Genomic DNA, 22432 nt, shown 5'->3' on the forward strand with positions numbered 1-22432 from the left:
CGCTGACAGTCATACCTGTAACGTTGCCTTAGTTATCCTTGTATGTGTGAATTGACGACGACGGCAGCGTAGAATAGCAATGCAGCGTTCTGCGCTGACCCGTATCGTCTGTAAAAGTGATATAAAAGAACGGCTTGCCAAGCTGGGTAAACGCTGAGCGTATCAGCGAAACCTCCGCGTAAGTAAGCGTGTCCCATGATATTGAAAGCGTACCCTTTACCGCTCTGACGTCGCCGACAAAATTACAGTCGCCGGATCGTCCCGCGTTTTCGCTCCAGATCGCTTCCGGCGTGTATGATATACCGTCCTGAGCCGGAGGCGGAAGCGTTACCCCGTCAACTATTATGTTGTTGTTCATTATATCCCCTCCTTAGATTTTGAGCGGACATTCGCCGCTGCTTGACGTCATGTCGTTAATGTCGTCTATAAGCACCTCGGCAAGCTCCTTGCTTTTAATAACAAGCTTGAGTACAACAGGCTGCTTTGCGCCTGCTCCGTTTTCGCACATCGCTTCGCGTACTGCCTGCCTGATAGTCGATAAAGGAGAAACAACCTCGGTCTCGCGCTTGTTGTCGCCCAATACAGCCAGAAACTCGCCGTAATTGGCGGGCACGACCGTTCCGGCTGCCAATTTAGGTATCTGAGGTATATTAATATCTGACAAACCGCCGAACGGCTGCCAGTCAAGTATTTCAATATCCCGTATCCAGCCGATCGCGGCATTAATAGCTTCAAACGGCTTAGCGATAACCCAGTTGATACCGTCGATCAGCCCGTTTACAACGGTGAAAAACGTTTCCGAGATACCCTCTTTTATGCCGCTGAATATCTCTCCGCCTTTGCTGAATACGTTCTTAACTCCTTCCCAAGCTTTTGTGAAGATGTTTTTAAACCAGTCCGCAACGGAAGCGAACGGCTTCTTCACAGCTTCCCAAACGCTGCCGAAAAATTCGCTGACAGCAGAAAAAGCTGATTTTATGTTATCCCATGCTGTAGTGAAAACACCGCTGAACCAGCTTGCAACTGAAGAAAACACGTTGCATATTCCGTCCCATATTCCTGTAAAAAAGTCTACTACCGCGCTCCATGCGTTCTTTATGCCTTCCCACGCTTTAGTAAAGAGATTCTTAAACCATTCGCCGACAGCGGCAAAAACATTCTTTATACCTTCCCAAAGATCGCTGAAAAATTTTACTACAGTATCAAAGATACCTACGCACCAATCAAAAAAGCTGTACATAGTTTCTTTTATACATTCCCACATATCGATTGCAAATTGCTTAACAGTATCCCAGTTTTTGTACAATGCAACGCCAATTGCAATAAGCGCGCCAATTGCCAGAACGACCAATCCGATTGGTGAGGTTAAAAAATTAATTGCTGCAGCGAATGCTGTTGTGACTGCTGTTGCTATTGTACATACAGCATTCCATGCGACAGTAGCTGCGGTCATTATACCTTGTGCCGCTGCATTTGCCAGTTTAGCAGCCTTGCTTGCAATCCAAGCAGCTGTTTCTTTTGCTAAATTTGCAATGGTTGTTCCTATTGCAACGACAAAATCTTTTACATATAGAGCGATTATTTTTAGTGATTCAATTTTATCTGCTATTTTTGCAGTAGTAACTGCTGCAATTGCAGATTTTAACTTATTCATTATACCAATCAAACCGCCTGCATTAATTATCCATTCCGCTATCGTTGTAATCTCCCAAACTGCAAAAAACGCTGCCACTATGCCAGTGATTACTTGAAAAGCTGTTTGATTTTCTGAAATCCATGTTCCGATATCTGAAAGCACAGATGTTAGTTTTTCAAGAACAGATACTATGACTCCGCCTGTCCATTCCGCAACAGGTCTAAGAAAATTATCAAACAGCCATGATATTTGAGGTTGTATCGCATCAATTGCCGAATTTAATAAATCAACAGCACTACTTAATAGTTTTAGAAATGCAGGTAAAACATCCTCAATCGTCCAGCTCGCCAACGGCAGCAGAACGTTGTCAAAGAACCATTCAAGACCTTCGCCAACGTTGTCTGCAAACGGTTCTAACGCTTGCAGAAGCGTATCAAAAGAGGAAAGCAAAGGTTCAAAATCAATTGTACCTGACCAGTCTGATATCCTGTCTGTTATGTTTTCAACATGACGTAAGATCGTATCGAAAATATCAGCAGAGTGCTGAATAATATCCGTGCCAAGATTGTCCGTCGTCCATGCTGTCTTCAGTCTGTCAGCAATATTGCCGACAGTAGTAAATATGTTTCTGAATATTTCCAGAATGTGACCGACGATTTTTTCGCCTGTACCGTTTGTCCAAACTGTTTTGAATGAATCGCCTATTTCGCCAAGCAGACTTAAAATATTGTCAAAAGCGTTTTTTGCAGAATCGGTTACGGATTTTCCATGTGTGCTCCATGCGTTTTTGAGTGGTTTAAACAGCTCTGAAAAACTCTTTTTAACGCGTTTAAAAAAGCTTTCAAGCTTCTTTTCAGCACCGGAAGTATCTACATCTGCCGTCGCTGTTATTGTGTCACCTGACAAGCCGCTGTAATTTGCTGTTGAAGCGGATGAGGAGTTATCACTGTCGCCCAGCTTATTTATTTTATCAAATGAGGCTAGTGAGTTTTCATTAGCGTTAGCTGCCTCCTCTGCTGCCGCCGCCATATCTTCGTAGCTTGACGCTGCTTCTGAAGTTCCGTCGCCGAGCTCTTTACTGCTTGAAACAACGTCTGTTGTTATTCCGAAAACATTTGCGGCGCTTTTTGCAAGCGCGGTGATCTTTGTGAGAGCGCTGTTCAGATAGACTACAGCCGGCTGCAGCACAGCCTTAAGCAGATTACCGACTGCCACTTTCAACTCATTAAAATTAAAAGCCAGCCTTGAAAGCTGACCTGAGAAGCTGTTTGCCATCTTTGCAGCGTCACCGGTTTGAAAACGAGTCTCCGTCATAATTCCGTTGACTTCCGCCTGTATTTTCTGCTGCTGAGTAAGCTTAGCGGCTGTCGTACCTATTGACTTAGCATAATCGTCCCACATTTTTGCAACGTTTTTAGTTACGCCGGCATTGTCAACCAATATAGAGTTTTCGTTTTTTAAGCCCTCAGTCGCAGTCTGAACAGCCTCGCCCATGCTGTATGAAGCTTGTCTGCCGTAAGCCGATGAATCTTTAAGCGCAGTCAGAACCTGTTGTATCTGACTGTCATCGTAGCCTCGTGCCGCAAGATTCTTGTAAGCCGTTACGGCGTTTTGCAAAGGTATAAGACCATCTGATACATAATCCTGTATCCAAGCCTTCGCGTTTGAAAAACTGCGTCCCTGACCGTCCATAATGCTCTGCAGCCCCTGCCAAGCGTTTGAGGTCTGATTTGCAGCCGTTACGGACGCCTTGCCGAACGCGACTATCTGAGAAACAGAAAATGCAATGCCGATTGCCGCTCCGAGCTTTGCTACAATATTTTTTAAGCTTGTTAGCTGATTGCTCAGACTGCTTACGTCCTTGCTGAATCCTTTTGTATCTATTTTTGTGTCAAAGTTGAGCCGTCCGTCTACAGCCATTGCCCCACCTCCTTTTTGCTAAGAATAACTATAATAGTGAATTTACAAAATCAATTTCAGCCTGTTCTTCAGAGCTAAGTTTGTGCTTAATGTCAATCAGCTCTCTATGCTCACGGTAAATTGACTGTTCATATTTGTCTAATGCCTTGCCTTTAGCTTTTTTACTGCGTATAGACAAAACGGTAGACAGAAGTCCTTCGCCGGTTTCACTGAAATATCCGAGAAAAGTCCACCAGTGCAGATATCTGATTGCTCTGACCTCAAAGCCGGCAACTCGGTTGACTGCCGGAAAGATTATCTTTTCGTCCTGCGTCCAGTCGATTATTTTTGCATTTACTGATTTTTTAGATATATCTCCGCCGTCCAAAAACCATATAGCACGTTCAAGAGCGGTCGAATAATCCTTGCGCTTGAGCATATCAAAATCAGTATATAAGCAGTTCAGGCAAGTCATATGCTTTTCTTCGACTGTAAGTTCATCATCGTCGTATGCTTGAAAAATAAGCAAGGCTATTCGGTAATCGGAGTTGATTTTATAGCTGAAGCCGTTGACCTCCAGTGCTTCAGGAAGCTGTCCGATCATTTTAACGCTCCGTTATCTCGCAGATAATCCATCAGTTTGATCTGATCAGACGTGAGCTCGGACAGATCAATTCCTTTAGCAGGCGGATTCGGAGTATTCGACGTGATCTGCGAGGTAATATTTTTAGCCTCATGAGTGTATTTGCTTATTTTTTCCTTAGATTTATCGGCTTCTTTTTTTGTTTCGCAGTCTATGTAAGCAACAATTGAGTCGATAAAATTTAAAAATATCGGCTGACCTCCCGCAAGGGACAGACAGCTGTCGCTGCCGAATACCACAGACGATATATCATAGCCAAACAGATCGTCAATAAGCTCTCTAACCGCATTCTCAAGCTTATTAACATTTTCGGCAGCTTCGCGTATTTTCTCAAAATCCGGATTGTTCTTGTCAATGTCCTTAACCTTTGAAACAGCATCCAGATCAATATCGCCGTACTTGGCTTTTAAATTGTCCACAAGCTTATCAAAGTCTGCAAGACGCTTTAAAAATCCCATGTCGGCAGGATTTATCCTGATGATCCTGTCAGGATCGCCGTTGATTTCAAGTTCTTTATAGCCGTCGTCAAAAGACAGCGCAATTCTTTCCGCCATAAAATCAGCTCCTTAAATAAATATAATTAAAGGGCGGATTAACCGCCCTCGTTATCCTTTTGCATCTGCAGTGAATGTCGGTACTTTGTTTGCAATTGTTACCGTTCCCTTGACGCGGTTTCCGCATGGTGTAACAGTAAACGGAATATTTACTCCGCCCTGCGGACCGCCGTAAGCTGTCGGTTTTACAATGCAGTCTTCCGTCCACGCGTCGTATGCTCCGCTGGTCTTGTCGATTAATATCTCAAGAAGCGTTGTCTTGCAATCATCGCCGGTTAGACGATTCATTGCAATATCTTTGATCTTTGTGTAAATACTGTCGCCGACGTTTGCGTAGTATGTTTCTACTGACAGCGACGGCTCGTAGCCTTCGTCGTTTACAGACGTTTCATCAAGTATATTTTTAACTGTAGTTGTCGATGGGTTAAGCTCCATCGACATATCTTCGATATCCTTACCGATAATGAACCAGCTCGGCGTTTCACCGCCGAAGGTGCTGTCTATGCAGTGTATTAAATGACTGCGCTTTAGTTTTGTGATTGTCTCTGACATTAAAATCCCTCTCTTTCAAAAATCAAATGAATTTGTATCTGATAGACTCCCCGATCTCCGTCGTCGTCCAATGAAAGCAGTATCCCGTTGTCGGCGGTTATCCGCACAGGCTTTCCTTTAGAGATTGCAGGATATATATCATTGCGATTGTTGTCATTGATCCAGAAGATAAACTGTTCAGTAAATGCAGACGCGTTTAACCGCGACAGGTCGTCAGCAGTGTATTCCCGCGATTGTAATATTGCGTTGTACTGCCATATTTGATTGCCCAATATGTCTTCTGAGTTTAATATCAGACCTGATGTTTGTATACTGTAGCTTATCGGTTCATCGTCAACCTGATCTATGTGCAATACGTCTATATCCGCAATAAACGGACATTTTTCAATGTATTTTCTCATCGCCTCCAGCAGACTATTTTGATCCTGCAATTTTTTTCACTCCTCTCAGAATACCCGGAAGATGATCCGGCTTCATGCGTTCAAACCAAAGCCGACCGCGTTTGCCTCCGCGTTTCAGACCTTCGTTCCCTCTGCCGGCATTTTCATAATAATTCTTTCGTGCGTATGGCGTGTCGTAATGCACCCTTCCCGAACCGATCACGGTTGATGTCGTTCCCGACTCTTTAAGCCTGCCGGTCATCATAGGTACATAACTGTCGCAACAGCGCAGCACCTCGCTGTCAATGTATTTCTGAACCTTGCCGCCCTTTTGAAGACATCTTCTCGCCAAAAGCTCATTTTCCGGCGAAACTTTAAAAGTAAGCTTTATTCCGTATTTGCTCATCGCGCTGTCACCTCGGTGTGTCTTAACAAGCCGCTGCCGTAATCTTTTCGCGAAACGGTGCTTACCTTTAGCGGCTTTACTTTTTTAAGCAGTTCAGTTATTGAATCAGTTACTTCAAAATCTATCGTACCTTTCGCAATATAATCAGATTTGTCAATCTCAGCCGACAGCGGCAAATGCACCATTGCCGTATCAACGTCGGTTTTTCCTGTCTTGGTTATATTCTGAGCCTCTGTGTCCTGCCACCAGCAGCGATAGCAGCTTACAATGTATCCTTCGTCCGTATTGTGCCACACAGTGCATTTAGCGTTATATTTCATCAGCACCACCCCACTTGCGGCAGATACGCCGACGCGGCGTCGGCAAGCCTGCTGCTCAGACTGTCACCGGAAGAGGAGTATGTAACAGAGTAGTCCCCAACTTTTTCGGAAGATATATTACGCTCAGGCTCAGCTTTGTAATACACCTCGGCGACCGCGCAGCAGGCTTTTGACAGCGTGTACGCGTCAGACGCGTTATTGCCGTACCGGGTTATAAGGTAGTCGGTTGCCCGCTGCGCGTAATAATCAAAGTCCTCGTCAGGGATAAGCTTGCCGCAAAAGTCTGACTTGTAAAACTCTGCGTCTGCGTATGCCATTGACATAGCTTACACCTCCAAATTGCTTAAAACGGTTAGTATAGCCTGTATAATCTCGTCTTTTTTGACTGCTTTCCCGAGATCGATCTTATACTCCGCCGCAAGCTGCTTAAGCTGAGGTACAGTCATATCTTCAAGGCGACAAACACTGGGGGTATCATTCGGGGCAGTTTCAAATTTCAATCCTACTGTTTTTGCCATATTGATACCTCCTCAAGCTTTGTGATGCAGATAAATACCCGCTGCCTTATTTTCATAGACATCAGCCAGACCGTAAGCGCGGAAGAAGAACATCCAGCTGTCGTCCGTCTGGTTTTCTTCCGGCGAAACCACTTTGTTTACGGTATGCTTAGGATACTGTATAACGGCAGATTTCTGAATGATCATAAAATTAATATCCTTGCCTGCGGTTGCCTTGGAATATCCACCTGATTCCTCTCCTTCTGTCGTACCGTCTGCTAAGTCGATCGCATTGTAAAAACGTGTCTGAGGCACTTTTACAATGCTTGCGAAGCTGTCGATAACCGCTTTTGACTTTGTTGTATCTACATTGAGCACAAGATTATACAGCGTCGGAGTAATAAACAGTATACGGTTTTCGGCAGCAATCTCGTCCTCGTCCATCGTATTTTGCGCTGTAACCAAAGCTGACAGTACGTCGTTGCCGCTGCTAAGAGTCGCTCCCGCCGAAACCTTTGATATACCTGTAGCACCGGCATATGTTGCAAAACGAAACGCGTCCAGTTCAGGAGCTGTCTTAGTGCGGATAAACTCGCTTGATAACTTACCAAACGCAAGACCGGCAGACTCGGCGTTGTCCATATTATCAACGCTAAATTTACGACCTCTGTCGTAGTTAAACTTTACCGTTTCGTTTGTGAGCGTGACATCTCCCTTGACGTATCCGCTTGATCGGCTGTAATCGGCAAGCCCGTCCATGCTTATTTTTGGTATAATTATCTCATTGGCGTTTGAACCCTGCTTAACCAGCGTACTGTCGCCGTCAAGTACGTTAGTGCAGGACGCTTGCTTGTATACCTCGTCAAGCAGATCAATGTAAGCTTTAAATAATGTAATTGAATTTGCCATAATTACTTACCTCCATTTTCCGCAGACAGACCCATAACGGCTCTTGCCTGATCTATTGATATTGATTTGGTGTCCTCGCCGTGTTTAATGGCAGTATCGATGTACGCTCCTCCGTCGCCCGAAGCGTCTTCAAACAAAAATGCTTTATCGTTTTTGATCCTGCCCAGCTGCTCATCCAGCCCTATAAGCTTGCCGCTGTCGTCCAGCTTAAGCATATTGACGTCGATCTGAGACTTGACGATATCAACGTCTCTCGCTTTCGCACCGACCAAAGCAAGCTCCAGAGCTTTGTCCATCTTCAGAGCGGCAATATCGGCATTATACTTTGACTCCCAGTCTGCAGCAGACTTTTTGAGACCGTCAAGATCTACCCCGTCAAACGCTTTTACCTTTTCTGTAAGCTCGGTTACAGATTTTTTTGCCGTTTCAAGCTGTGTGTTCGCCTCCGCTGTTTTCTGCTGCTCCGCAGTCAGCTCCGCTGTGTGCTGTTCAAGCACCTTGTCTGCCAGCTCGTCTGTAAGACCGAGCTTTACAAGTTCGTCTTTTGTCATGATTTCTACCTCCTAAAAATTTTTGAGTATAATAAAAACGCCCTTTAAAGAGCGTTTTATTAACGTTAAAATAGTGTTTAATTAATAGTGTCTTTGTACCGCTTTATGTCTTTTTTGCACTTCAGTTCAAATATACTTAAAGCAAATTTAAGCGCTAAAAGCGTCCAAGCCGCTATATAGCAGCCACTTGGAACCTGTCCCGTATCGAGTGCATAGAGCAGTATAATAGTTGATGCCATATTAACCTCCTAACTTACTTACAAACTCTATTGACGTGTTCTTTTTTACAAAATGAGATTTGAGCGATTTAAAAGAAGACCAGAACGGATAATAATAGTAATACGCCGCCTTTTCAGCAACTTGTTTTTGAAATGCTTTGCTCTCCTTTTTAAGCTTTTTTCGGTTGCTTGATGTGAGCAGCGATCCTTTATGCTTTTGATAAAACCTCCGGCGTATTTCTGTATCATGTTGCGCCGCGTCTATATCAAACTCACCGTTGACATATACGGCTATAACGTTTTTCAGCGGCTTTTCCGGCACGACTATCAGTGTAACGTTATATCCGTCGATCTTAAGATCAGCTCTGCTGCCTACCCAGCACAAATGCTGTTCAAGCTGCTGCCACTCATCATTTGTCATTTGCAATCCTCCTTTGGGCAAAATTTAAAGCCCCCATTAGTTGGGAGCTCTAATTTTAAATTTGATTATAAATTGTATCATATAGTGCCTCAAGCTGTCTACCAAACTCTGTGATTTCTCCATCTGAATCAAAGCCATAGATATCCAACGCTGTACTTATTAACAGCTGAAACAAGTGCAGTTCTTCATTGTTTATAAAAATAGTATGATCATCATCATTTTGAAGTATATACTTCATATCTGAAATATCAACATATTTCTTAAACAGTTCATATTCATCTGCTTTAAGCTTAAACTTCATTTTATCCTCCTTTATCCGGATTGCATTGGATTAAGATTCCTGTGTCCGGATTGATAGTAACATCACATTTATCGGTATAAAACTTTTGAGATCGCATTTTTGTACCATCTGTATTATATAATTGCTCGTTTAATTTGTTTTTATTATATTTTGGTGAGAGATAATCCCCTTTGGTCAGGGCTTCTTTCATATCAACAAAAGATATGCCACTTCGTGGCTTGTGATACTTATCACTTGGATTTGCCATCGTCCCAAAAAATCGTTCAAGAAAATGCTTTGACTGACCTTTTATTTCTATCCCATTTACAGTTTTAACTCCGACAATTTCTCTTTGAATCAAGTTATATGTATCTTTATACAAGCTGTATTTTACCTGTGGTGACATATATCCGCTTTTAACTGATTGTATATACGCGTTCATCAGTTTGTATTCAGGAGGATTAGTATACTCCATTTCTCTGAATTTGTCAATACTTTTCGGCGGATTTTCTATGCCGTAACTTTTTAGCCGATTAACAAAGCTGCGGTTGCTGCCGTGTACAGCCTTTTGCGACAAGCTCCTGCCAAAGCCAACCACCCTGACACGGTCGTTTTGCTTGTATAGTCCGTTGGCATTACAAAACTCATTCAGCCGCTTTTCTTTAAGTTTCAGAGTTTCCGATGTGCGCTCAAATTTATTCTGCAGCCTGCGCCTGAGCTCGTCATCACTGCACTCCTGCAAAGCTCCGTCGAGAGCCGCAAGACTGCGCTTTGATTTTCTGATTGAGCGTTCCATCGCCCTCTGTTTCTGCGAAAACTCATACTGCTCATTGTTTTCTGCAATATCGACCGGTAGATTTGCTCTTTCTGAAACGCCCTCAAAAAACGGATAAAAATCGTGCCTGCAATTCCAACCTTTTAAGCCTGCCCCTGTACCGTAGCCGGTAGCCTCAGATAGCTTAGGATACTTTTTCGATTTGCCGGATATGCTGTATACCTTGCCCTGCCATAATGCGTGTGAAGGACGCGCGCCCATATGCGCCGTGACTTCAACCAGATCACAGTCCATTTCAGCCGCCAGATCAAGCTGCATTTGTCCGGCGGTCTGTGAAATTCCCGTCATTACCGCACGTCTGACAGCTACGTCAGCCCAGTCGGTATGACCAGACGGATATGTAACCGCTGATATGCCTTGTGAGGCAAGCTCCAAAACAGCGTCATAAATTGCCTCCTGATAGGAAAATGCACCGCTCTGAACCTTTAGCCACGCCTTATCCATAAGATGTGTAACGGTTGCCCTCGATGATTCCACCATTGACTTGCATAAATTGCTTGTCATTCCGTTTGCGTTTTTTATACCGGCTTTCAGCGTATTGGACAACGCCACCGACCTCAGAGCAGCGGAGCAGTCCTTGCCGTAAGCTCTGTAGATTTTGGCGTCGTTGTTTATCGCCTTACGACAGGCGTCCGTGTACAGCTGTGCGATCTGACGCTTGCTCTTGCCTGCGTATTTTGAAATAAGCTTGTTGACTTCGTTTGTAGACAGCCTCAGCTGACCGGCTTTGTACAGCTGCCACTCAGCTGACGGGGTAAGATAATTTGTTTTGACCAGCTTTTTAGACAGGCTGCGAATAATGTCTGTCTGCAGCTCGTTTACTAAATCCACCAGCTCGTCCGGAAGCTTTTGCAGCGTCTGCGGCGTAAGCATTATGCCTCACCGCCCTCAAAGCCCATAATCTCATCATCGGTAAGCTCACCGTCAGTAAGCTTAGCCTTAGCTTCTTCCTCCGTTTCTCCGTACCACTTTACCCGGTACTCCCATTTTTGCATTATCCCTGCGGCTACATCGTCTTTGTCCCGCTGACGTTCAGCGTTTTCATCGACAAGCGGAGACTGGTCAAATACAATTGATATATTAGCGTCTTCCTTTATGTTGCTGTCAATGTAACTGTGTCCTATCCAGAGCAATGTTTTTACAAGCTTGTGCAAAAAGCTTTCTACCTTGATAAAATGCTTATGAGCGTTCTGAATCAGGTCTTGTTTATCGCCCGTGTACTGCGTAGCTGTAACAATGCTGCCGCTGTTAAATTGATAGTGCTTTGTGCCGAAACCGACTTTAAAACTGAGATAATCAAGCTGAGCCTGTATGCCGGCAGTGTTGTCGCTTACACGCAAGTCAGGATTGTGCTCCTGCACCATTGTTTTCCCTGTCCCGTCGTCAAACGTTTCGCCGACAAAATAAAAGAGCTGCTGATTGACCTCGTCAGGAGCGACTCTTTTACCGCCAGCCATGTCCGACAGCAGATTCCTGTTAAGAAAAACCTTTTTCTGTCCAAGCCAGAAGTCCGAATTAAAATTATTGTAAGCCAAATCAACACCTTTAAGATTGTCAATAGCGTTTGCAAAAACCGCGCAGCCCATGCCGTTGCTGTTTTTTACTGAATTGACGATTGCCGGAACGCAGATCGAAAACCAAGGTCTGTCCGATCCGGTATACAGGATTGTCGGAACACCTTCAGGCAGCTCGCCCTCCGCCAGCAATGCCGGGTTATTAATGTCCGTTTTAAATAAGTGATTTTCAATTACATATTCATTATCTTCAAGTCTGTGCAGCTCTAGATATATTCGATTTTGTCCTCTTATGCACAGCTCTGAACAAAACGCCGCTTCGGTTATAATGCCGTTGTCGGTCGACAGCGGTATTATTTTATCAGCTTCAAGATAATTTAGATCTATTCTTGTATTTTGCGACGGAAGCAATCTGTTTCTGCGGTCGACCTTTGCGTTTTTGAGGCGGATAACTACAGCTCCTGTACCTGAGTACATCATTTTTTCAATGAGATCGTTTGCCTGATCCCAGAAATTGTTGCTTCCGAACACTCCGCCGTTGTCCGCGTCGCCGCTGATATAATTCTGCGTGTATCCGTCGTCAATTTTCACAAATGTTTTGTCGTTTATAAGTATCGACGCCCAGTCTTCACATACTTTTTTAGCCATTTTCATAGTATACATATCGCGGCTTTTTTTGCTTTCGCCGTTTTCAAACGTAATTTTGTGAAAAGGCTCATAATAGCCTTTCCACCAGTCTTTCCAAATTTCTATATACTCATAATAATCAGCTGAAAGCTGATATCCGTATCGTCTATTGATCCAGCTTATAACGCTCGTATTAATACTGACCACCTCCTGCCGCCAGCAGCGGCTTGATAAATTTACTGAAACTGTACTCAAGCGCGTCCGCCGTGTCTATATCGCACGTTCCATCATCCAGCCGGACATCCTTTGTGTCCTGCTTGGCGTCCCAGATCTGCTCTGACAAGCTTGCAATTACATTTTTGCACTGCTTAAGCACCAAGAATCTGCCCTGAGCCATCAAGGTTGCCAATGCCGCAATACGGTCATTGACCGGAGCCTTGTAGCAATCCGCTATCTTGATCAGCAGTCTAGCCTGAGCGCAGGCATAGCGCAATCCGTTAATAAGTGTCTGAGCTTCGTTATCCGCCCATGCAATTTTAATTAAAATCGGATTAAAATTGCTGTATAACCGCCTTACAAACTGTATAAAACACTTATTTATAGTATCGGGACTTACTTCTCCCTTGCCGCCGTCAACTTTGTAATCGTCGATAACGACAAGCTTTTTAAAGCCCTCCAGATATGCAGTCGCCACAAATGTTGTCTTTGATTTGTTGCCGCCGAAGTCTATGCCTATGTGTATCGACGTTATTTTATGCTCGTCAAAGCTATCAATAATGTACTTATCAGGATCGTTTGCAAAATTCTGAAATATAAGACCCTCAGCAACCATACGCAAGCCTAAGATGTCACGCTTGTACCAGATTGACCCGGGATCATACTGAGATTTGACCTCCTGCTTGCGCTGCTCAGAAATATTAATGTTGTCGTCTATTGTAAAATGCTGATAGTTGTATCCGCCTAAAAGCTTACCGTCCGCCTCGTCCTGCTTATACTTGTCTATGTATTCAACATATATCCAGCTCTTAGGATTATCCGGGTTGAGATCCCACCAGACCTTTCGCTTTAGTGCGGCGATCGAGCGGTTAAAAGCCTCCTGCACAAATGATTTGTGATGCAGATTTATTTCGGTCGCTATCCACATACCGTATGAGTTACCTCTGATAGACTTATAACTGTTTGCGAGCATCGCGCCCGAAAATATAACGATACGGGTCTTAAATCCTGTATCTCTGCCTTGGATTATAAGAGCCTCGTTGCCTTTGTACTTTCCCCAGCGGCACTGCCCCCGAAAAAAATGCTCTATGCCAAAGCCGTTGCAGTCGCCGAGGATAAGCTTAGCGTTGCCTACTGTGCTTGCAGACGCAAGATGTATCTTATCCTTTGTATTTTTAAGTTCATGGCAAAATGCCAGTACATTATCAACCGTTTTGCCGGCTCTGACAGCTCCCTCGGCAACATTGATCATACAGTCGCGGCTTCTACGGATATATTCCTTATGCTTGCCACCGAAATTATACGGTATAGTCTTACGCCGCTTATCTGGTTTAGCCGTCTGCTCCATAAATATCCTCCTCTATCTCGCTGGTGTCTTCCAGCTCAGGATCGGCGCGCGGATTTGGCGACCAGTTTTCTTTGTCTTTATTCTGCAGATATGATAAAGCCGCTGAAGCGTTAGGAGCAACGCGCTTTTTTGTGCGTTTATACGTCCTTCTGCCGTTTGCGGATATTTTGACCTCTTCGTCGACATATTCACCGCCCAGAGCCGCGCTTAAAAGAGCCCGCTCCACTTCGGCGTTTACAAGTCCGGGATTGTCTGCTAAAAATTTATGCAGCTCCTCATGCCTCCGCTTAAACTCTGTTGTAAGCCTTTTACGCTCCGCTCTATCGTTTGTATTTAAAAATGCGTCCGCAAGTTCGCCAAGACCTTGAATATCCGTTTTAACCTTAATGTCGCTGATATTATCAATCGCATTACTAAGTATATCAATAGCCTGTTTTCGCTTTTGATTCATTTCGCACCTCCTTGATACATAAAAAACAAGGGCTGTGCGCCCCTGTGAGCCGTTTTTCGGTTTTAACGATAGATTTAACTAATCTGCGTTTTAAAACGATTTAAACAGCGTTTAAACGGCTGTCAAACGCTTTTTTTGTAAAGGCAGGCTTCGCCATTCAGCACTTTTTATATAAAAGCCTGTTTTTTTATATATGATCCAGCGAAAAATCATAGAGGACGTATCAACTCCATGTTTTCGCTAAACCTTGTCCAGTTCTGCCGACACATCGAAAAAATGCCGTCTGCCGTTGATCTCGCAACACAGTGTACAGCGTTTTCGGCGTCTGCTGTACTTTATAATGCGGTGTTCTCTGCCGGAAAGTATACCGTCCGTTATATGAAGTCTGCCGTCTTTGACATATCCTCGGCTGACAGTCATGTTGCCGGCATTGAATATCCACTGCAGTCTGTCAGCTTCCTCCTGCCTGAGCGGTTCAGGGGGCTGACCGAGAAACCGGATCACGCTGTCAACAGATTTGACGATATAGTAAATAGTTTGCGCAAGCTTATCTAAGCTTACAAACACATAGCCCGGGAAGATAATCCGTTGCACTGTATTCCATTTGCCGTTTCGTCTTTCAAGCAACTCATGGGTCGGAGCGAAGGATTGTATATCCAACTCGCCGAGCTTTCTAACGATCTCCTGTTCTTTGCCGCTTTGTACGTGCAATACATATATCATATAGTTTCACTCCTCTTCTTTTCATCAAGGAATTTTGCCACATCTCGGTACAGTTCCGGACGTTCCTTTGCCATTGCTTCAAAAACCATTGATTTTACCTGCTCAAAGCCGGCATTGAGAATATTCTCATTTTTCAGATCCATGTTCTTTTTATATGACGCCGCTTTAACTAACGACGTAGCCTGTTTTATAAGCGTTTCCGGGTCTAGCTTCTGCCACTTATCCTCAGACGTGTTTTGAATACTTTCAAGTACGTAGTGCGACAGCAGACGTATGATTCCCTCAGATGTATCCAGAGCCGGATATTTATTGATTTCCTCCATAATTACCCGAAAGTTTTCCTGTGCCATGCGAAGCGTTTCAACAGATTCATTAAGCGCCGAGGCGTAACGCCATACCGATGTTACCGAGATAGGCTGCTCGGTCTGAGCTTTGATATAGTCCGCAATTTCCTGATAAGTAAAGTCGGATTTCATCATTTCCTCGACGGTTGCTTTGAGCTCAGGGCTGAGCTTGTCTATTATTGAGTGCTTCCGGCGTTTACGTCCCATAAATACCGCCTCCCTTTAAAGTACGATACACGGGTCTGTAATACCTCCTGCAAGCAGGCTTATACCCTTAGCGGTCAGTTTAGCTTCAAGCTCTTCAAAGTCGCAGTCCGCTAATGTTGCAGGTTCCTTTGTTAATATGCTGCGAAGATGTATGTATCCAGCCTCATACAGATAGTTAATACTGTCCAATACCTCGCCTTCACTTACATCCGGAAGTGCATATTTCACGCTCTTTAGCTTGTGATATTTATGTCTGAGCATATTTACTGTACGCATTACAGAGCCGTTATTCTCTCTGAAATTTCCGGCTTTAATAAGCTGCATCTGCTTGTCCATATCCATTGCTATTTGCCTCCTTTAATCTCTAAAAGTATATCCATGATTCTGTCGAGCTTTCTGTCTGTTTTGCCTTGTTCGCGAAAAAAATCCTCTTTTGTAATATAATCTTCTTTGATTTTTGCTATGTCAGTTTTACATTTATCAAGCTCGTCCATCGTGCGTTTCAAGAAAAACGTAATGATTCCTAAGCCTCCGGTAAGAGCTATATTAATAAGTCCGCTTATTATGTCAGTGCCGCTCATATGCACACCTCCCTGCATAAAAAATGGTATCGCAATCACTATAATTACGATACCATTTATTTATTGCTATGTACATATGAAACGCTTCACTCTTTTGTTTCACTCAGGAGTAAAGCCTATAATCTCTACTGCCACAAGATATTTGCTCATCTCATCCTCATATTCCTCAAATTCGCAGCTCTCTCCGTTTTGGTTTTTGAGTATAAAGCTGTATGTCCTAAACTCCTCATCGTATGTCAGCTGGCAGTCGTTGCTGTACAATAAGTTTATATCATTCTGATTGAGGCTGTCAAAAATATCAGCGTCCATAACGTCCGCTCCTCGGCAGTTGCCTCCGACCGCACGGACAAAGCTGCCGGTATAGTCTTTATACTGAAGAGTATATTTAACATAATGAGTACCTAAATAGCTGTTAGCATAGTTATCCATGTTATCCTCCTAAGTTATCAAAAGTTATTTGTCCTTCCAGCGGAGCGTTTTTATGCTCCTGTAAAGCATCGGCAGTGATTGAGCGTATCGTTCGCTCAGTAAGATTATATTTTGCCGATAAAAATTTGTAGTTGTATCCGTTAAAATCCCGGCGTATGCGTTCATCACGTGCAGATCTGACTACCGTATCCGCTTTTGCAATGTAGAGCGACAGACCGCCGTATCTTTTGACAAGCTTTGCGTATGCTTCAACGCCTATGCAGTCGCATATATCTCTCTGCTCCGGACTCAGATCTTCAACTATGATATCAAACTCCTGCAACCTGTCCACCTCTCTTTTTGCGTTTTGCTGAATTAACATAACGCTTAAGGTATTCGATCAGATGAGAGCACTGCTCCTGATCGACCCAGCGAAACGGCTCTTTTTTACTTGCCGTAACTCCAAGCGTCTTGTTGATTGCTCCTACCAGTCTGTTTCCGACATCCGCCTGAGATGGTTCAAGTTCTGCAAGCTGATAGCAGAGTCTCCAGCACAGCTTCTGCTGCTCCGATGTAGCCATACCCGGATTTGCGCTGCTCTTTTTTACCTTATGCTTAGGATGATCAGGACAGCCAAAACGCATACGGTGTATAAGCTCAGCCTGCACAGCCCTGAAATCATCGTCATTAAGCTCTTTTATTGATGTTTTGCCTGTAACGCCGCAGACAACCTCGTGCAGCATATCGTCCCGATCTTTGCCTACAAGACCCAGACCCGCGCCCAGACCATATATACGCTTGATTTGTTCTTTCGACGCCATAACCCTGACCTCCTTAAATTATTACACCGAAGTGATAGTTATTTTAGGCGTTTCTTCTACCGTAACCGCTCCGTCTATCCATGTCAGAGCTTTTGCAATGTCTGCGTCCGATGTCGTACCGTTAAGCTCCATAAGCCGCATAAATTCTGTCCATGCTGCGATCTCTGCAGCCAGATATGCGTTTTTCTTTGCTTTGTCCTCATCCAGTCCGGCTATTTTGATTAGATTTTTTACATCCGTGTCAAAATTTTTGCCCTTAAGCTTTTTATGTAGAGCTTTTGCGGATTTATCGTCAAGCTGCAGGCTGCCGATCAGCTCCTCCAGAGATCCGCCGCGAACATAATCCTGCTTATGCAAAGCAATCAAAAGCCGTTTTGCCGCTGCTGACAGCTTGTATGTTGTTTCCTCTGTTACTACGTCAGCATACGCCTTGCCAAAAATATTGCGCAGGAAGCTAGGATACACCAGCTTGAGATTATCCGATCTGGTAGCCGTTACCGTATTGCCGCTGTCGTCAGCATAATAGACCGACTTATACTTAGTGTCCTCAAGATCGACAGTCATTTCCTTCAGCAGTTCCGCTTCTATGCTTTCAGCCTCTGATTTCAGCTCGGATATCTTTTCTTTTATTTGAATATATCGTGCAATTTTTCCGTTTGCATTATTCAGCATTCTTTTCCGTCTCCTTCCCTGCAAGTTTTTGACTAATTTCTGCGGCTATTGCCGCTGCGCAGCTGCAGCATATCTCATCTTGACGTATTTTTAATACATCTTCGACGCTGCCGCAATAACGGCAGACGGGAACGTGCTTGCGTATCAGGATACCGTCGTCACGCTCGATCAGATCTACAGCCATGCCGCCGCCAAACCCAGCCGACAATCTCAAGTCTTTTGGTATTGTGACTGCCGCTTTGCTGGTAAGCTTTTTGTGTTTGATCATCATTATTTATACCTCCTATCATATTACTGTGCTCTGCTTTTTGCACGCGGACTTGCAACCGCCGTAGGTAGCATTACAAAGGGGCAAACGCCCCCTATTCAATTATTCCAAATTGGACTCCAAGACGGACAACAGCGTCGACAAAGTCTATAATTTCTCCGTTTTTAGTGTTCAAAAACTCAAAAGTAAAGTTAATTGTGTTATCATTCAACACTTCTGACATCTTAGTCAATACGCCTTTTTCAATTTGTTCTGTGCTCCCGTCATCATATACTGCTATTATTTTTTTCAATTTTTTATCTAGTGTGTTTACGGCTGTATTCATTATTCTGCCTCCTTAGTCATATCCCGTACCTTTGTTATAATCCTTGTAGATATATGTTTTATATCAGCCTCCGGCACTTCAAGCTGCAGTGCAATCTCCGCTTTTGCATGAGCAACGACGCCAACGGCAAACTCATCTAATGTATACACGTCATCGTCAATACATACACTTGTTTTTACATATCCAAGTGCCAACTCTACTTTTTGCTGCGTAAAATCAGTCCTTTCTAAATATTTTTTGCTTATTGGCAAGCTTTTTAGCGTGTTTCACTATTTTCCTCCGTACAAAAAAATATATATAACTATAAAAATAACGGTAGCTATACCTGATATCAGCCGGCAAATGACTTCCGAAGAAGAATCTTCTGTAATAAACATCCAAAATGTTAGAATGATTGCAAACCATAAAAAGACTTTCATCTGATCACCTCAATTGCCATAATACAGTGTCCCGGCTTGCATAGCTGCTCGTCGCGCAGGACATAAGTCACATTTACTTTCAGCTTGCGTCCGGTAAATTTTTCGCCGTCAAACTCCATGAGCAGCAATTTATCGTTGACGTTAAATTTTGATTTATCCTCAATTCTTACCTCAAAGGTTTTACGTCCCGAAAGCACATCGTTAAAGAATTTAGGCAGTATTTTAAGTTCATGTGTCACATAATATACATCATTGCTCATATTTACACCTCCAGTTCCATAAATTTAGCCATTGCTACAAGTCCCTTGTGGGTAGTATTCTGATTATCGTAAGCGTTTGAGTACAGATTTACCGCACCTCGCACAGCCTGTGAGCTATGAGCGATTTTAAGCAAAAACTCCAGCTCAGGCTCATGTCCGATCAGCGCCGGAAAGAGCAGCTCAATGTCGTGCTTTGTGATTTGTTTTACTGTGAATACCTTAGTTTGCTTTGTGCGGTTGCGTATCTGCGCAAACTCGGCTTTCTGCTTGCCTCCCAGACGTGATACGGTTTCCTGATTGCCTACAAAGCATATACCCAGCGTTTGTTTTTTTGCGTCAAAGTAGTCTGAAAAACTTCTGAGCGTCTCGATCGTTCGTATCCCAAGATGCTGAGCCTCGTCTATAACTATCACCATACCGTCCGACAGTTTAGCCGCTATAGAAAGCCACAGCTCGTCCAAACTTGCTGCAGACACGTTAAGACTGCCTCCAAGCAGCTTAAGCACGGATTTTGGAGACTTGATACACGGGTTAGCCGATATGTATATGCAGTTATTGGAATGTTCTTTAGCAAACTGCTTTGCCGCCTGCGTTTTGCCAACTCCGGCGTCGCCGCAGGCAATTGCAAGACCGCCTTTGAGCTGACAGTTACGGATCGTTTCATATACGTTGCTGGAAATTGAAGTCTTCACATAGTCATTCTTGCTGTACGCCTCCGAAGCCTCCTCTTTTGTTTTAAAGTAGTCTATAAGCCTGTTAAGCTGCTTGTCTACATTGCCTCGGTATTTTCCTCCTTTTATAGCTGAAATAGTCGCCGCGGATATACCGATCTGTTCTCCTGCTTTATTCGCGCTGCCGGTCAGCTGCGCAAGCTCGTCAAATCTTTTAAGAGCCCATTCCTGTTCGCTTGTAAACATATTACTCCTCTTTTCGTTTTTCTATATTCCTGTTGATTTTCGCAAGATCAATAATTACGTCCTCGCCGGAAGCTATCGGAAGCTGCTCAGACTCTTCGTCGGCACGGACAACCACAATATTGTTCGGCATAACGATCTTAAATTTTTCCTTACAGTTTGCGGCTTTTAGCGCGGCTGCGGCATACAGATCAAGCTTCTGAGCATTGCTCATGCCGTCTGTAATTGCTTTTGCTTCTGCCTTGATAAATTTCTGCGTTCTGCGCTGCAGAGCCATAGCGTCCGCTATTTCGTCCTTGCTGTCAGTAATGTATTCGATCAGCAGCTTGTCCGCGCAAGCCCATGTCCACAAATATCTGTCCTGAGCGTCGTATATTCTTACACTGCGCAGATCAGCCGGATCATAGCGTACATATACCTCCTCGCCCAAATGCTTATATGTAGCGTCGTCCATATACCACAGCTTTTCTCCGGCAACCTCAACAAACACACCGTTGCGTTTGATTTTCTGCATCCTAGTAGAGCGCATAAGCATAAGATTGAGATCCGACTCAGCGGCTTTGCGTATTCCCACAGCCTTTATGTCCTTGTTCCAGACATCGATCCGGCTCATGCCTTTGTATTGTGCTTCTGAACCGCCGTACTCCTGTACGTTAAAATCGTAATCTATCCAGTTTTCAATAAACTCCCTGATCTCAAAATCGCATGGTATTTTGCCTTCTTTAATTCTGCGTTTAAGACTTTCAGGTCGCTGAAGAATAGTACCGCCGCAGTAGCCTTCAAACATACGCGCAAACTGCATAGTAACCGTGCTAAATGTGCGCTCGATCGGTTTTGCCTTAGCGTTACGCACAATAGCGTTATGCATATCAATGCCCAACCGCTGCAATATTGTAGGCGGCTCTGTTTTTTCAGGGTCTGATTTACGAGTCCTATGCCCTTTGCCTCCGATGTCATGAACCAAAAATTCACGACCGTTATCAAAATACACTGATTTTGGTATACCGAAGCGTTTGATACCGTGCCTTAGAGCAATAAGCGTTGACTGTGACGACGGTGAGTCTGTAACGTTCCAGCCGACCAGCACTCCGCTTTTGGCGTCCAGAAATGCTGTCAGATAAAGCCTGTGTATCATGCCGTTATCTTCGTCATAAGACTGTATGTCAAACGTGTGATTGTCTGCGATCCAGACGTCGTTAGCGTGGAGCTTGTCATACATCCTGCTGATATACGGCAGGCATTTATCTTTCATTGCTTTATCGCCGTCCCGCATATATATCCTGACCGCAAGAGGTATATCCGTTTCAATATGCCGCCGGAAACTGCGTTCCGACGGAAAGCTTGCCACCATATCCGGGTAATACTCCTTAGCGCATTCAAGCGTCAGGCTGTAACAGCGTGAGACAGTCGGTTTATTTTCAGATAAATACAAATAGCAAAACTGATCCCACAGCTCAGGGGCTATTTTGCTTTTGCCCTTATTCCATCCGCCCCGGTTATCTACAAGACCCTCAAGCCGGTTATCCTTAAGCGCGGCGTATTTGCTGTACAATATGCCGAGCGATATATCCATATCCGGATGTTCAAGCTTACACTTGCTTATATACAGCTTATCGACCTCTGCCTTTCTGCCCGGATACTCGTTCCTATAGCTTTGCCAATCGTCGAGTATAGATTTCCACAATGTTATCTGTTCACGCTCTTCCTGACTAAAGCTTTCAAACGACCTTAAACCGGCTTTTTTATCCTGTTTTAATGCTGTTTTAACAGGCTCTGCACCCGCCTTGCCCCTCAGCTGTGTATAGTATTTTGTCTGCAGGCTTTCCGGAAGTGCAGTTACAGGGATCATGTAACGAGGACGGTTTTTATCGTTAAATTCAATATTGCACTGCAACTTTCCCTCTTTGCATATTTTCTTTATATATTGTATACTGCATCCTTTAAGCTCTGCGGCTGTTTTGACCGTTATATAATCCAAGTCAACACCTCCCTAAAAAAGGACTTGACAATTTCCATTTTCTCTGATATACTAACTATCAGAGTCAGAACGGTTGTTTACAAGGGCAAACAGAAACTCTTCTGTTTCTGTGAGAACGGAAAGAATGGTCGCTATATTCTTTCTCAGCTGTTCTGGCTCTATTTTTATGTCCTCAAGACAGCTTGACTGAGCCAGAAGCCTTGCCTGTCCCACCGCGTGGGCAAGTATCTGAGTTTCAAATTCTTTGTATTTCAT

The 22432-nt window shown here is 44.0% G+C and carries 34 protein-coding genes; all 34 read right to left on the bottom strand.

What is annotated here, in order from left to right; translation table 11 throughout:
* Positions 1-28 precede the first annotated feature (28 nt).
* The 34 genes from EIH25_RS09815 to EIH25_RS09975 all read right to left on the bottom strand — a co-directional run bounded on the left by EIH25_RS09815 (position 29) and on the right by EIH25_RS09975 (position 22432).
* The gene (locus EIH25_RS09815) at positions 29-358 is read right to left on the bottom strand and encodes a hypothetical protein (RefSeq protein ID WP_124100881.1); all 330 of its coding nucleotides are present in this window, start codon (positions 356-358) and stop codon (positions 29-31) included.
* 12 nt (positions 359-370) lie between these two features.
* Entirely contained in the window at positions 371-3556 is a 3186-nt protein-coding gene (locus EIH25_RS09820) for a hypothetical protein (protein WP_124100882.1), read from the bottom strand.
* A gap of 28 nt (positions 3557-3584) precedes the next feature.
* Positions 3585-4139: a Gp15 family bacteriophage protein gene (locus EIH25_RS09825; protein WP_124100883.1), complete on the bottom strand. Its 555-nt coding sequence runs from the start codon at positions 4137-4139 to the stop codon at positions 3585-3587.
* Positions 4136-4732 carry a hypothetical protein gene (locus EIH25_RS09830; RefSeq protein ID WP_124100884.1) on the bottom strand — a complete coding sequence of 199 codons (597 nt, stop codon included), beginning with the start codon at positions 4730-4732 and terminating at the stop codon, positions 4136-4138. The genes EIH25_RS09825 and EIH25_RS09830 overlap by 4 nt, the downstream gene beginning before the upstream one ends.
* A 51-nt stretch (positions 4733-4783) precedes the next feature.
* Positions 4784-5284 (bottom strand): hypothetical protein, encoded by a 501-nt coding sequence (locus tag EIH25_RS09835; protein ID WP_124100885.1) that lies wholly within the window; start codon positions 5282-5284, stop codon positions 4784-4786.
* Positions 5284-5715 carry a hypothetical protein gene (locus EIH25_RS09840; RefSeq protein ID WP_124100886.1) on the bottom strand — a complete coding sequence of 144 codons (432 nt, stop codon included), beginning with the start codon at positions 5713-5715 and terminating at the stop codon, positions 5284-5286. Before EIH25_RS09840 ends, EIH25_RS09835 begins: the two co-directional genes overlap by 1 nt.
* The gene (locus EIH25_RS09845; protein WP_124100887.1) at positions 5699-6070 is read right to left on the bottom strand and encodes a minor capsid protein; all 372 of its coding nucleotides are present in this window, start codon (positions 6068-6070) and stop codon (positions 5699-5701) included. The genes EIH25_RS09840 and EIH25_RS09845 overlap by 17 nt, the downstream gene beginning before the upstream one ends.
* Positions 6067-6390 carry a DUF6751 family protein gene (locus EIH25_RS09850; RefSeq protein WP_124100888.1) on the bottom strand — a complete coding sequence of 108 codons (324 nt, stop codon included), beginning with the start codon at positions 6388-6390 and terminating at the stop codon, positions 6067-6069. Before EIH25_RS09850 ends, EIH25_RS09845 begins: the two co-directional genes overlap by 4 nt.
* Positions 6390-6713: a hypothetical protein gene (locus tag EIH25_RS09855; protein WP_124100889.1), complete on the bottom strand. Its 324-nt coding sequence runs from the start codon at positions 6711-6713 to the stop codon at positions 6390-6392. Before EIH25_RS09855 ends, EIH25_RS09850 begins: the two co-directional genes overlap by 1 nt.
* A gap of 3 nt (positions 6714-6716) precedes the next feature.
* The gene (locus EIH25_RS09860; protein ID WP_124100890.1) at positions 6717-6908 is read right to left on the bottom strand and encodes a Rho termination factor N-terminal domain-containing protein; all 192 of its coding nucleotides are present in this window, start codon (positions 6906-6908) and stop codon (positions 6717-6719) included.
* A 12-nt stretch (positions 6909-6920) separates the two neighbouring features.
* Positions 6921-7796 (bottom strand): hypothetical protein, encoded by an 876-nt coding sequence (locus EIH25_RS09865; RefSeq protein ID WP_124100891.1) that lies wholly within the window; start codon positions 7794-7796, stop codon positions 6921-6923.
* Positions 7797-7798: 2 nt separating this feature from the next.
* A complete protein-coding gene (locus EIH25_RS09870; RefSeq protein WP_124100892.1) occupies positions 7799-8347 on the bottom strand; it encodes a phage scaffolding protein in 549 nt (182 codons plus the stop codon).
* A 77-nt stretch (positions 8348-8424) separates the two neighbouring features.
* Entirely contained in the window at positions 8425-8586 is a 162-nt protein-coding gene (locus EIH25_RS12460; RefSeq protein ID WP_164489212.1) for a hypothetical protein, read from the bottom strand.
* A 1-nt stretch (position 8587) separates the two neighbouring features.
* Complete coding sequence (locus EIH25_RS09875; RefSeq protein WP_124100893.1) at positions 8588-8986, bottom strand: hypothetical protein; 399 nt, start codon at positions 8984-8986, stop codon at positions 8588-8590.
* Between the two features lie 55 nt (positions 8987-9041).
* Entirely contained in the window at positions 9042-9287 is a 246-nt protein-coding gene (locus EIH25_RS09880) for a hypothetical protein (protein ID WP_124100894.1), read from the bottom strand.
* A 1-nt stretch (position 9288) separates the two neighbouring features.
* The gene (locus tag EIH25_RS09885; RefSeq protein ID WP_124100895.1) at positions 9289-10974 is read right to left on the bottom strand and encodes a phage minor capsid protein; all 1686 of its coding nucleotides are present in this window, start codon (positions 10972-10974) and stop codon (positions 9289-9291) included.
* Positions 10974-12497: a hypothetical protein gene (locus tag EIH25_RS09890; protein WP_243113143.1), complete on the bottom strand. Its 1524-nt coding sequence runs from the start codon at positions 12495-12497 to the stop codon at positions 10974-10976. Before EIH25_RS09890 ends, EIH25_RS09885 begins: the two co-directional genes overlap by 1 nt.
* Positions 12436-13806: a terminase family protein gene (locus EIH25_RS09895; protein WP_124100896.1), complete on the bottom strand. Its 1371-nt coding sequence runs from the start codon at positions 13804-13806 to the stop codon at positions 12436-12438. Before EIH25_RS09895 ends, EIH25_RS09890 begins: the two co-directional genes overlap by 62 nt.
* Positions 13790-14257, bottom strand: a complete 468-nt coding sequence (locus EIH25_RS09900; protein ID WP_124100897.1) for a hypothetical protein — start codon at positions 14255-14257, stop codon at positions 13790-13792. Before EIH25_RS09900 ends, EIH25_RS09895 begins: the two co-directional genes overlap by 17 nt.
* Before the next feature lie 240 nt (positions 14258-14497).
* Positions 14498-14980, bottom strand: coding sequence for a transcription termination/antitermination NusG family protein (locus EIH25_RS09905; RefSeq protein ID WP_124100898.1), 483 nt, complete (start codon positions 14978-14980; stop codon positions 14498-14500).
* Positions 14977-15531 (bottom strand): phage protein Gp27 family protein, encoded by a 555-nt coding sequence (locus EIH25_RS09910; protein ID WP_124100899.1) that lies wholly within the window; start codon positions 15529-15531, stop codon positions 14977-14979. Before EIH25_RS09910 ends, EIH25_RS09905 begins: the two co-directional genes overlap by 4 nt.
* Before the next feature lie 15 nt (positions 15532-15546).
* Positions 15547-15873: a type VI secretion protein gene (locus EIH25_RS09915; protein ID WP_243113144.1), complete on the bottom strand. Its 327-nt coding sequence runs from the start codon at positions 15871-15873 to the stop codon at positions 15547-15549.
* Between the two features lie 2 nt (positions 15874-15875).
* Positions 15876-16112, bottom strand: coding sequence for a hypothetical protein (locus EIH25_RS09920; RefSeq protein ID WP_124100900.1), 237 nt, complete (start codon positions 16110-16112; stop codon positions 15876-15878).
* Positions 16113-16211: 99 nt separating this feature from the next.
* The gene (locus EIH25_RS09925; protein ID WP_124100901.1) at positions 16212-16541 is read right to left on the bottom strand and encodes a DUF5406 family protein; all 330 of its coding nucleotides are present in this window, start codon (positions 16539-16541) and stop codon (positions 16212-16214) included.
* A gap of 1 nt (position 16542) precedes the next feature.
* Positions 16543-16863 carry a Mor transcription activator family protein gene (locus EIH25_RS09930; protein WP_243113145.1) on the bottom strand — a complete coding sequence of 107 codons (321 nt, stop codon included), beginning with the start codon at positions 16861-16863 and terminating at the stop codon, positions 16543-16545.
* Complete coding sequence (locus tag EIH25_RS09935) at positions 16850-17341, bottom strand: regulatory protein GemA (protein ID WP_124100903.1); 492 nt, start codon at positions 17339-17341, stop codon at positions 16850-16852. The genes EIH25_RS09930 and EIH25_RS09935 overlap by 14 nt, the downstream gene beginning before the upstream one ends.
* A 21-nt stretch (positions 17342-17362) precedes the next feature.
* Positions 17363-18013, bottom strand: coding sequence for a hypothetical protein (locus EIH25_RS09940; RefSeq protein WP_124100904.1), 651 nt, complete (start codon positions 18011-18013; stop codon positions 17363-17365).
* Positions 18003-18284, bottom strand: coding sequence for an AbrB/MazE/SpoVT family DNA-binding domain-containing protein (locus tag EIH25_RS09945; protein WP_124100905.1), 282 nt, complete (start codon positions 18282-18284; stop codon positions 18003-18005). The genes EIH25_RS09940 and EIH25_RS09945 overlap by 11 nt, the downstream gene beginning before the upstream one ends.
* 91 nt (positions 18285-18375) lie before the next feature.
* A complete protein-coding gene (locus tag EIH25_RS09950; RefSeq protein ID WP_124100906.1) occupies positions 18376-18606 on the bottom strand; it encodes a hypothetical protein in 231 nt (76 codons plus the stop codon).
* The gene (locus tag EIH25_RS09955) at positions 18606-18857 is read right to left on the bottom strand and encodes a hypothetical protein (protein ID WP_124100907.1); all 252 of its coding nucleotides are present in this window, start codon (positions 18855-18857) and stop codon (positions 18606-18608) included. The genes EIH25_RS09950 and EIH25_RS09955 overlap by 1 nt, the downstream gene beginning before the upstream one ends.
* 164 nt (positions 18858-19021) lie before the next feature.
* Positions 19022-19285 (bottom strand): DUF3850 domain-containing protein, encoded by a 264-nt coding sequence (locus tag EIH25_RS09960; RefSeq protein WP_243113147.1) that lies wholly within the window; start codon positions 19283-19285, stop codon positions 19022-19024.
* Positions 19286-19287: 2 nt separating this feature from the next.
* Entirely contained in the window at positions 19288-20202 is a 915-nt protein-coding gene (locus EIH25_RS09965) for an AAA family ATPase (protein WP_124100908.1), read from the bottom strand.
* Position 20203: 1 nt separating this feature from the next.
* Positions 20204-22177: a Mu transposase C-terminal domain-containing protein gene (locus EIH25_RS09970; protein ID WP_124100909.1), complete on the bottom strand. Its 1974-nt coding sequence runs from the start codon at positions 22175-22177 to the stop codon at positions 20204-20206.
* A 51-nt stretch (positions 22178-22228) separates the two neighbouring features.
* Entirely contained in the window at positions 22229-22432 is a 204-nt protein-coding gene (locus EIH25_RS09975) for a hypothetical protein (protein ID WP_124100910.1), read from the bottom strand.

Origin of the sequence: Ruminococcus sp. Marseille-P6503, from assembly GCF_900604945.1 — a bacterium.
Classification (GTDB): Bacteria; Bacillota; Clostridia; order Oscillospirales; family Ruminococcaceae; genus FB2012.

Bases quoted from the DNA above. Each gene is read 5' to 3' on its own strand.
- EIH25_RS09815 (WP_124100881.1), bottom strand. From the start codon at position 358: ATGAACAACAACATAATAGTTGACGGGGTAACGCTTCCGCCTCCGGCT.
- EIH25_RS09820 (WP_124100882.1), bottom strand. From the start codon at position 3,556: ATGGCTGTAGACGGACGGCTCAACTTTGACACAAAAATAGATACAAAA.
- EIH25_RS09825 (WP_124100883.1), bottom strand. From the start codon at position 4,139: ATGATCGGACAGCTTCCTGAAGCACTGGAGGTCAACGGCTTCAGCTAT.
- EIH25_RS09830 (WP_124100884.1), bottom strand. From the start codon at position 4,732: ATGGCGGAAAGAATTGCGCTGTCTTTTGACGACGGCTATAAAGAACTT.
- EIH25_RS09835 (WP_124100885.1), bottom strand. From the start codon at position 5,284: ATGTCAGAGACAATCACAAAACTAAAGCGCAGTCATTTAATACACTGC.
- EIH25_RS09845 (WP_124100887.1), bottom strand. From the start codon at position 6,070: ATGAGCAAATACGGAATAAAGCTTACTTTTAAAGTTTCGCCGGAAAAT.
- EIH25_RS09850 (WP_124100888.1), bottom strand. From the start codon at position 6,390: ATGAAATATAACGCTAAATGCACTGTGTGGCACAATACGGACGAAGGA.
- EIH25_RS09855 (WP_124100889.1), bottom strand. From the start codon at position 6,713: ATGTCAATGGCATACGCAGACGCAGAGTTTTACAAGTCAGACTTTTGC.
- EIH25_RS09860 (WP_124100890.1), bottom strand. From the start codon at position 6,908: ATGGCAAAAACAGTAGGATTGAAATTTGAAACTGCCCCGAATGATACC.
- EIH25_RS09865 (WP_124100891.1), bottom strand. From the start codon at position 7,796: ATGGCAAATTCAATTACATTATTTAAAGCTTACATTGATCTGCTTGAC.
- EIH25_RS09870 (WP_124100892.1), bottom strand. From the start codon at position 8,347: ATGACAAAAGACGAACTTGTAAAGCTCGGTCTTACAGACGAGCTGGCA.
- EIH25_RS12460 (WP_164489212.1), bottom strand. From the start codon at position 8,586: ATGGCATCAACTATTATACTGCTCTATGCACTCGATACGGGACAGGTT.
- EIH25_RS09875 (WP_124100893.1), bottom strand. From the start codon at position 8,986: ATGACAAATGATGAGTGGCAGCAGCTTGAACAGCATTTGTGCTGGGTA.
- EIH25_RS09880 (WP_124100894.1), bottom strand. From the start codon at position 9,287: ATGAAGTTTAAGCTTAAAGCAGATGAATATGAACTGTTTAAGAAATAT.
- EIH25_RS09885 (WP_124100895.1), bottom strand. From the start codon at position 10,974: ATGCTTACGCCGCAGACGCTGCAAAAGCTTCCGGACGAGCTGGTGGAT.
- EIH25_RS09895 (WP_124100896.1), bottom strand. From the start codon at position 13,806: ATGGAGCAGACGGCTAAACCAGATAAGCGGCGTAAGACTATACCGTAT.
- EIH25_RS09900 (WP_124100897.1), bottom strand. From the start codon at position 14,257: ATGAATCAAAAGCGAAAACAGGCTATTGATATACTTAGTAATGCGATT.
- EIH25_RS09905 (WP_124100898.1), bottom strand. From the start codon at position 14,980: ATGATATATGTATTGCACGTACAAAGCGGCAAAGAACAGGAGATCGTT.
- EIH25_RS09910 (WP_124100899.1), bottom strand. From the start codon at position 15,531: ATGGGACGTAAACGCCGGAAGCACTCAATAATAGACAAGCTCAGCCCT.
- EIH25_RS09915 (WP_243113144.1), bottom strand. From the start codon at position 15,873: ATGGATATGGACAAGCAGATGCAGCTTATTAAAGCCGGAAATTTCAGA.
- EIH25_RS09920 (WP_124100900.1), bottom strand. From the start codon at position 16,112: ATGAGCGGCACTGACATAATAAGCGGACTTATTAATATAGCTCTTACC.
- EIH25_RS09925 (WP_124100901.1), bottom strand. From the start codon at position 16,541: ATGGATAACTATGCTAACAGCTATTTAGGTACTCATTATGTTAAATAT.
- EIH25_RS09935 (WP_124100903.1), bottom strand. From the start codon at position 17,341: ATGGCGTCGAAAGAACAAATCAAGCGTATATATGGTCTGGGCGCGGGT.
- EIH25_RS09940 (WP_124100904.1), bottom strand. From the start codon at position 18,013: ATGCTGAATAATGCAAACGGAAAAATTGCACGATATATTCAAATAAAA.
- EIH25_RS09945 (WP_124100905.1), bottom strand. From the start codon at position 18,284: ATGATGATCAAACACAAAAAGCTTACCAGCAAAGCGGCAGTCACAATA.
- EIH25_RS09950 (WP_124100906.1), bottom strand. From the start codon at position 18,606: ATGAATACAGCCGTAAACACACTAGATAAAAAATTGAAAAAAATAATA.
- EIH25_RS09960 (WP_243113147.1), bottom strand. From the start codon at position 19,285: ATGAGCAATGATGTATATTATGTGACACATGAACTTAAAATACTGCCT.
- EIH25_RS09965 (WP_124100908.1), bottom strand. From the start codon at position 20,202: ATGTTTACAAGCGAACAGGAATGGGCTCTTAAAAGATTTGACGAGCTT.
- EIH25_RS09975 (WP_124100910.1), bottom strand. From the start codon at position 22,432: ATGAAATACAAAGAATTTGAAACTCAGATACTTGCCCACGCGGTGGGA.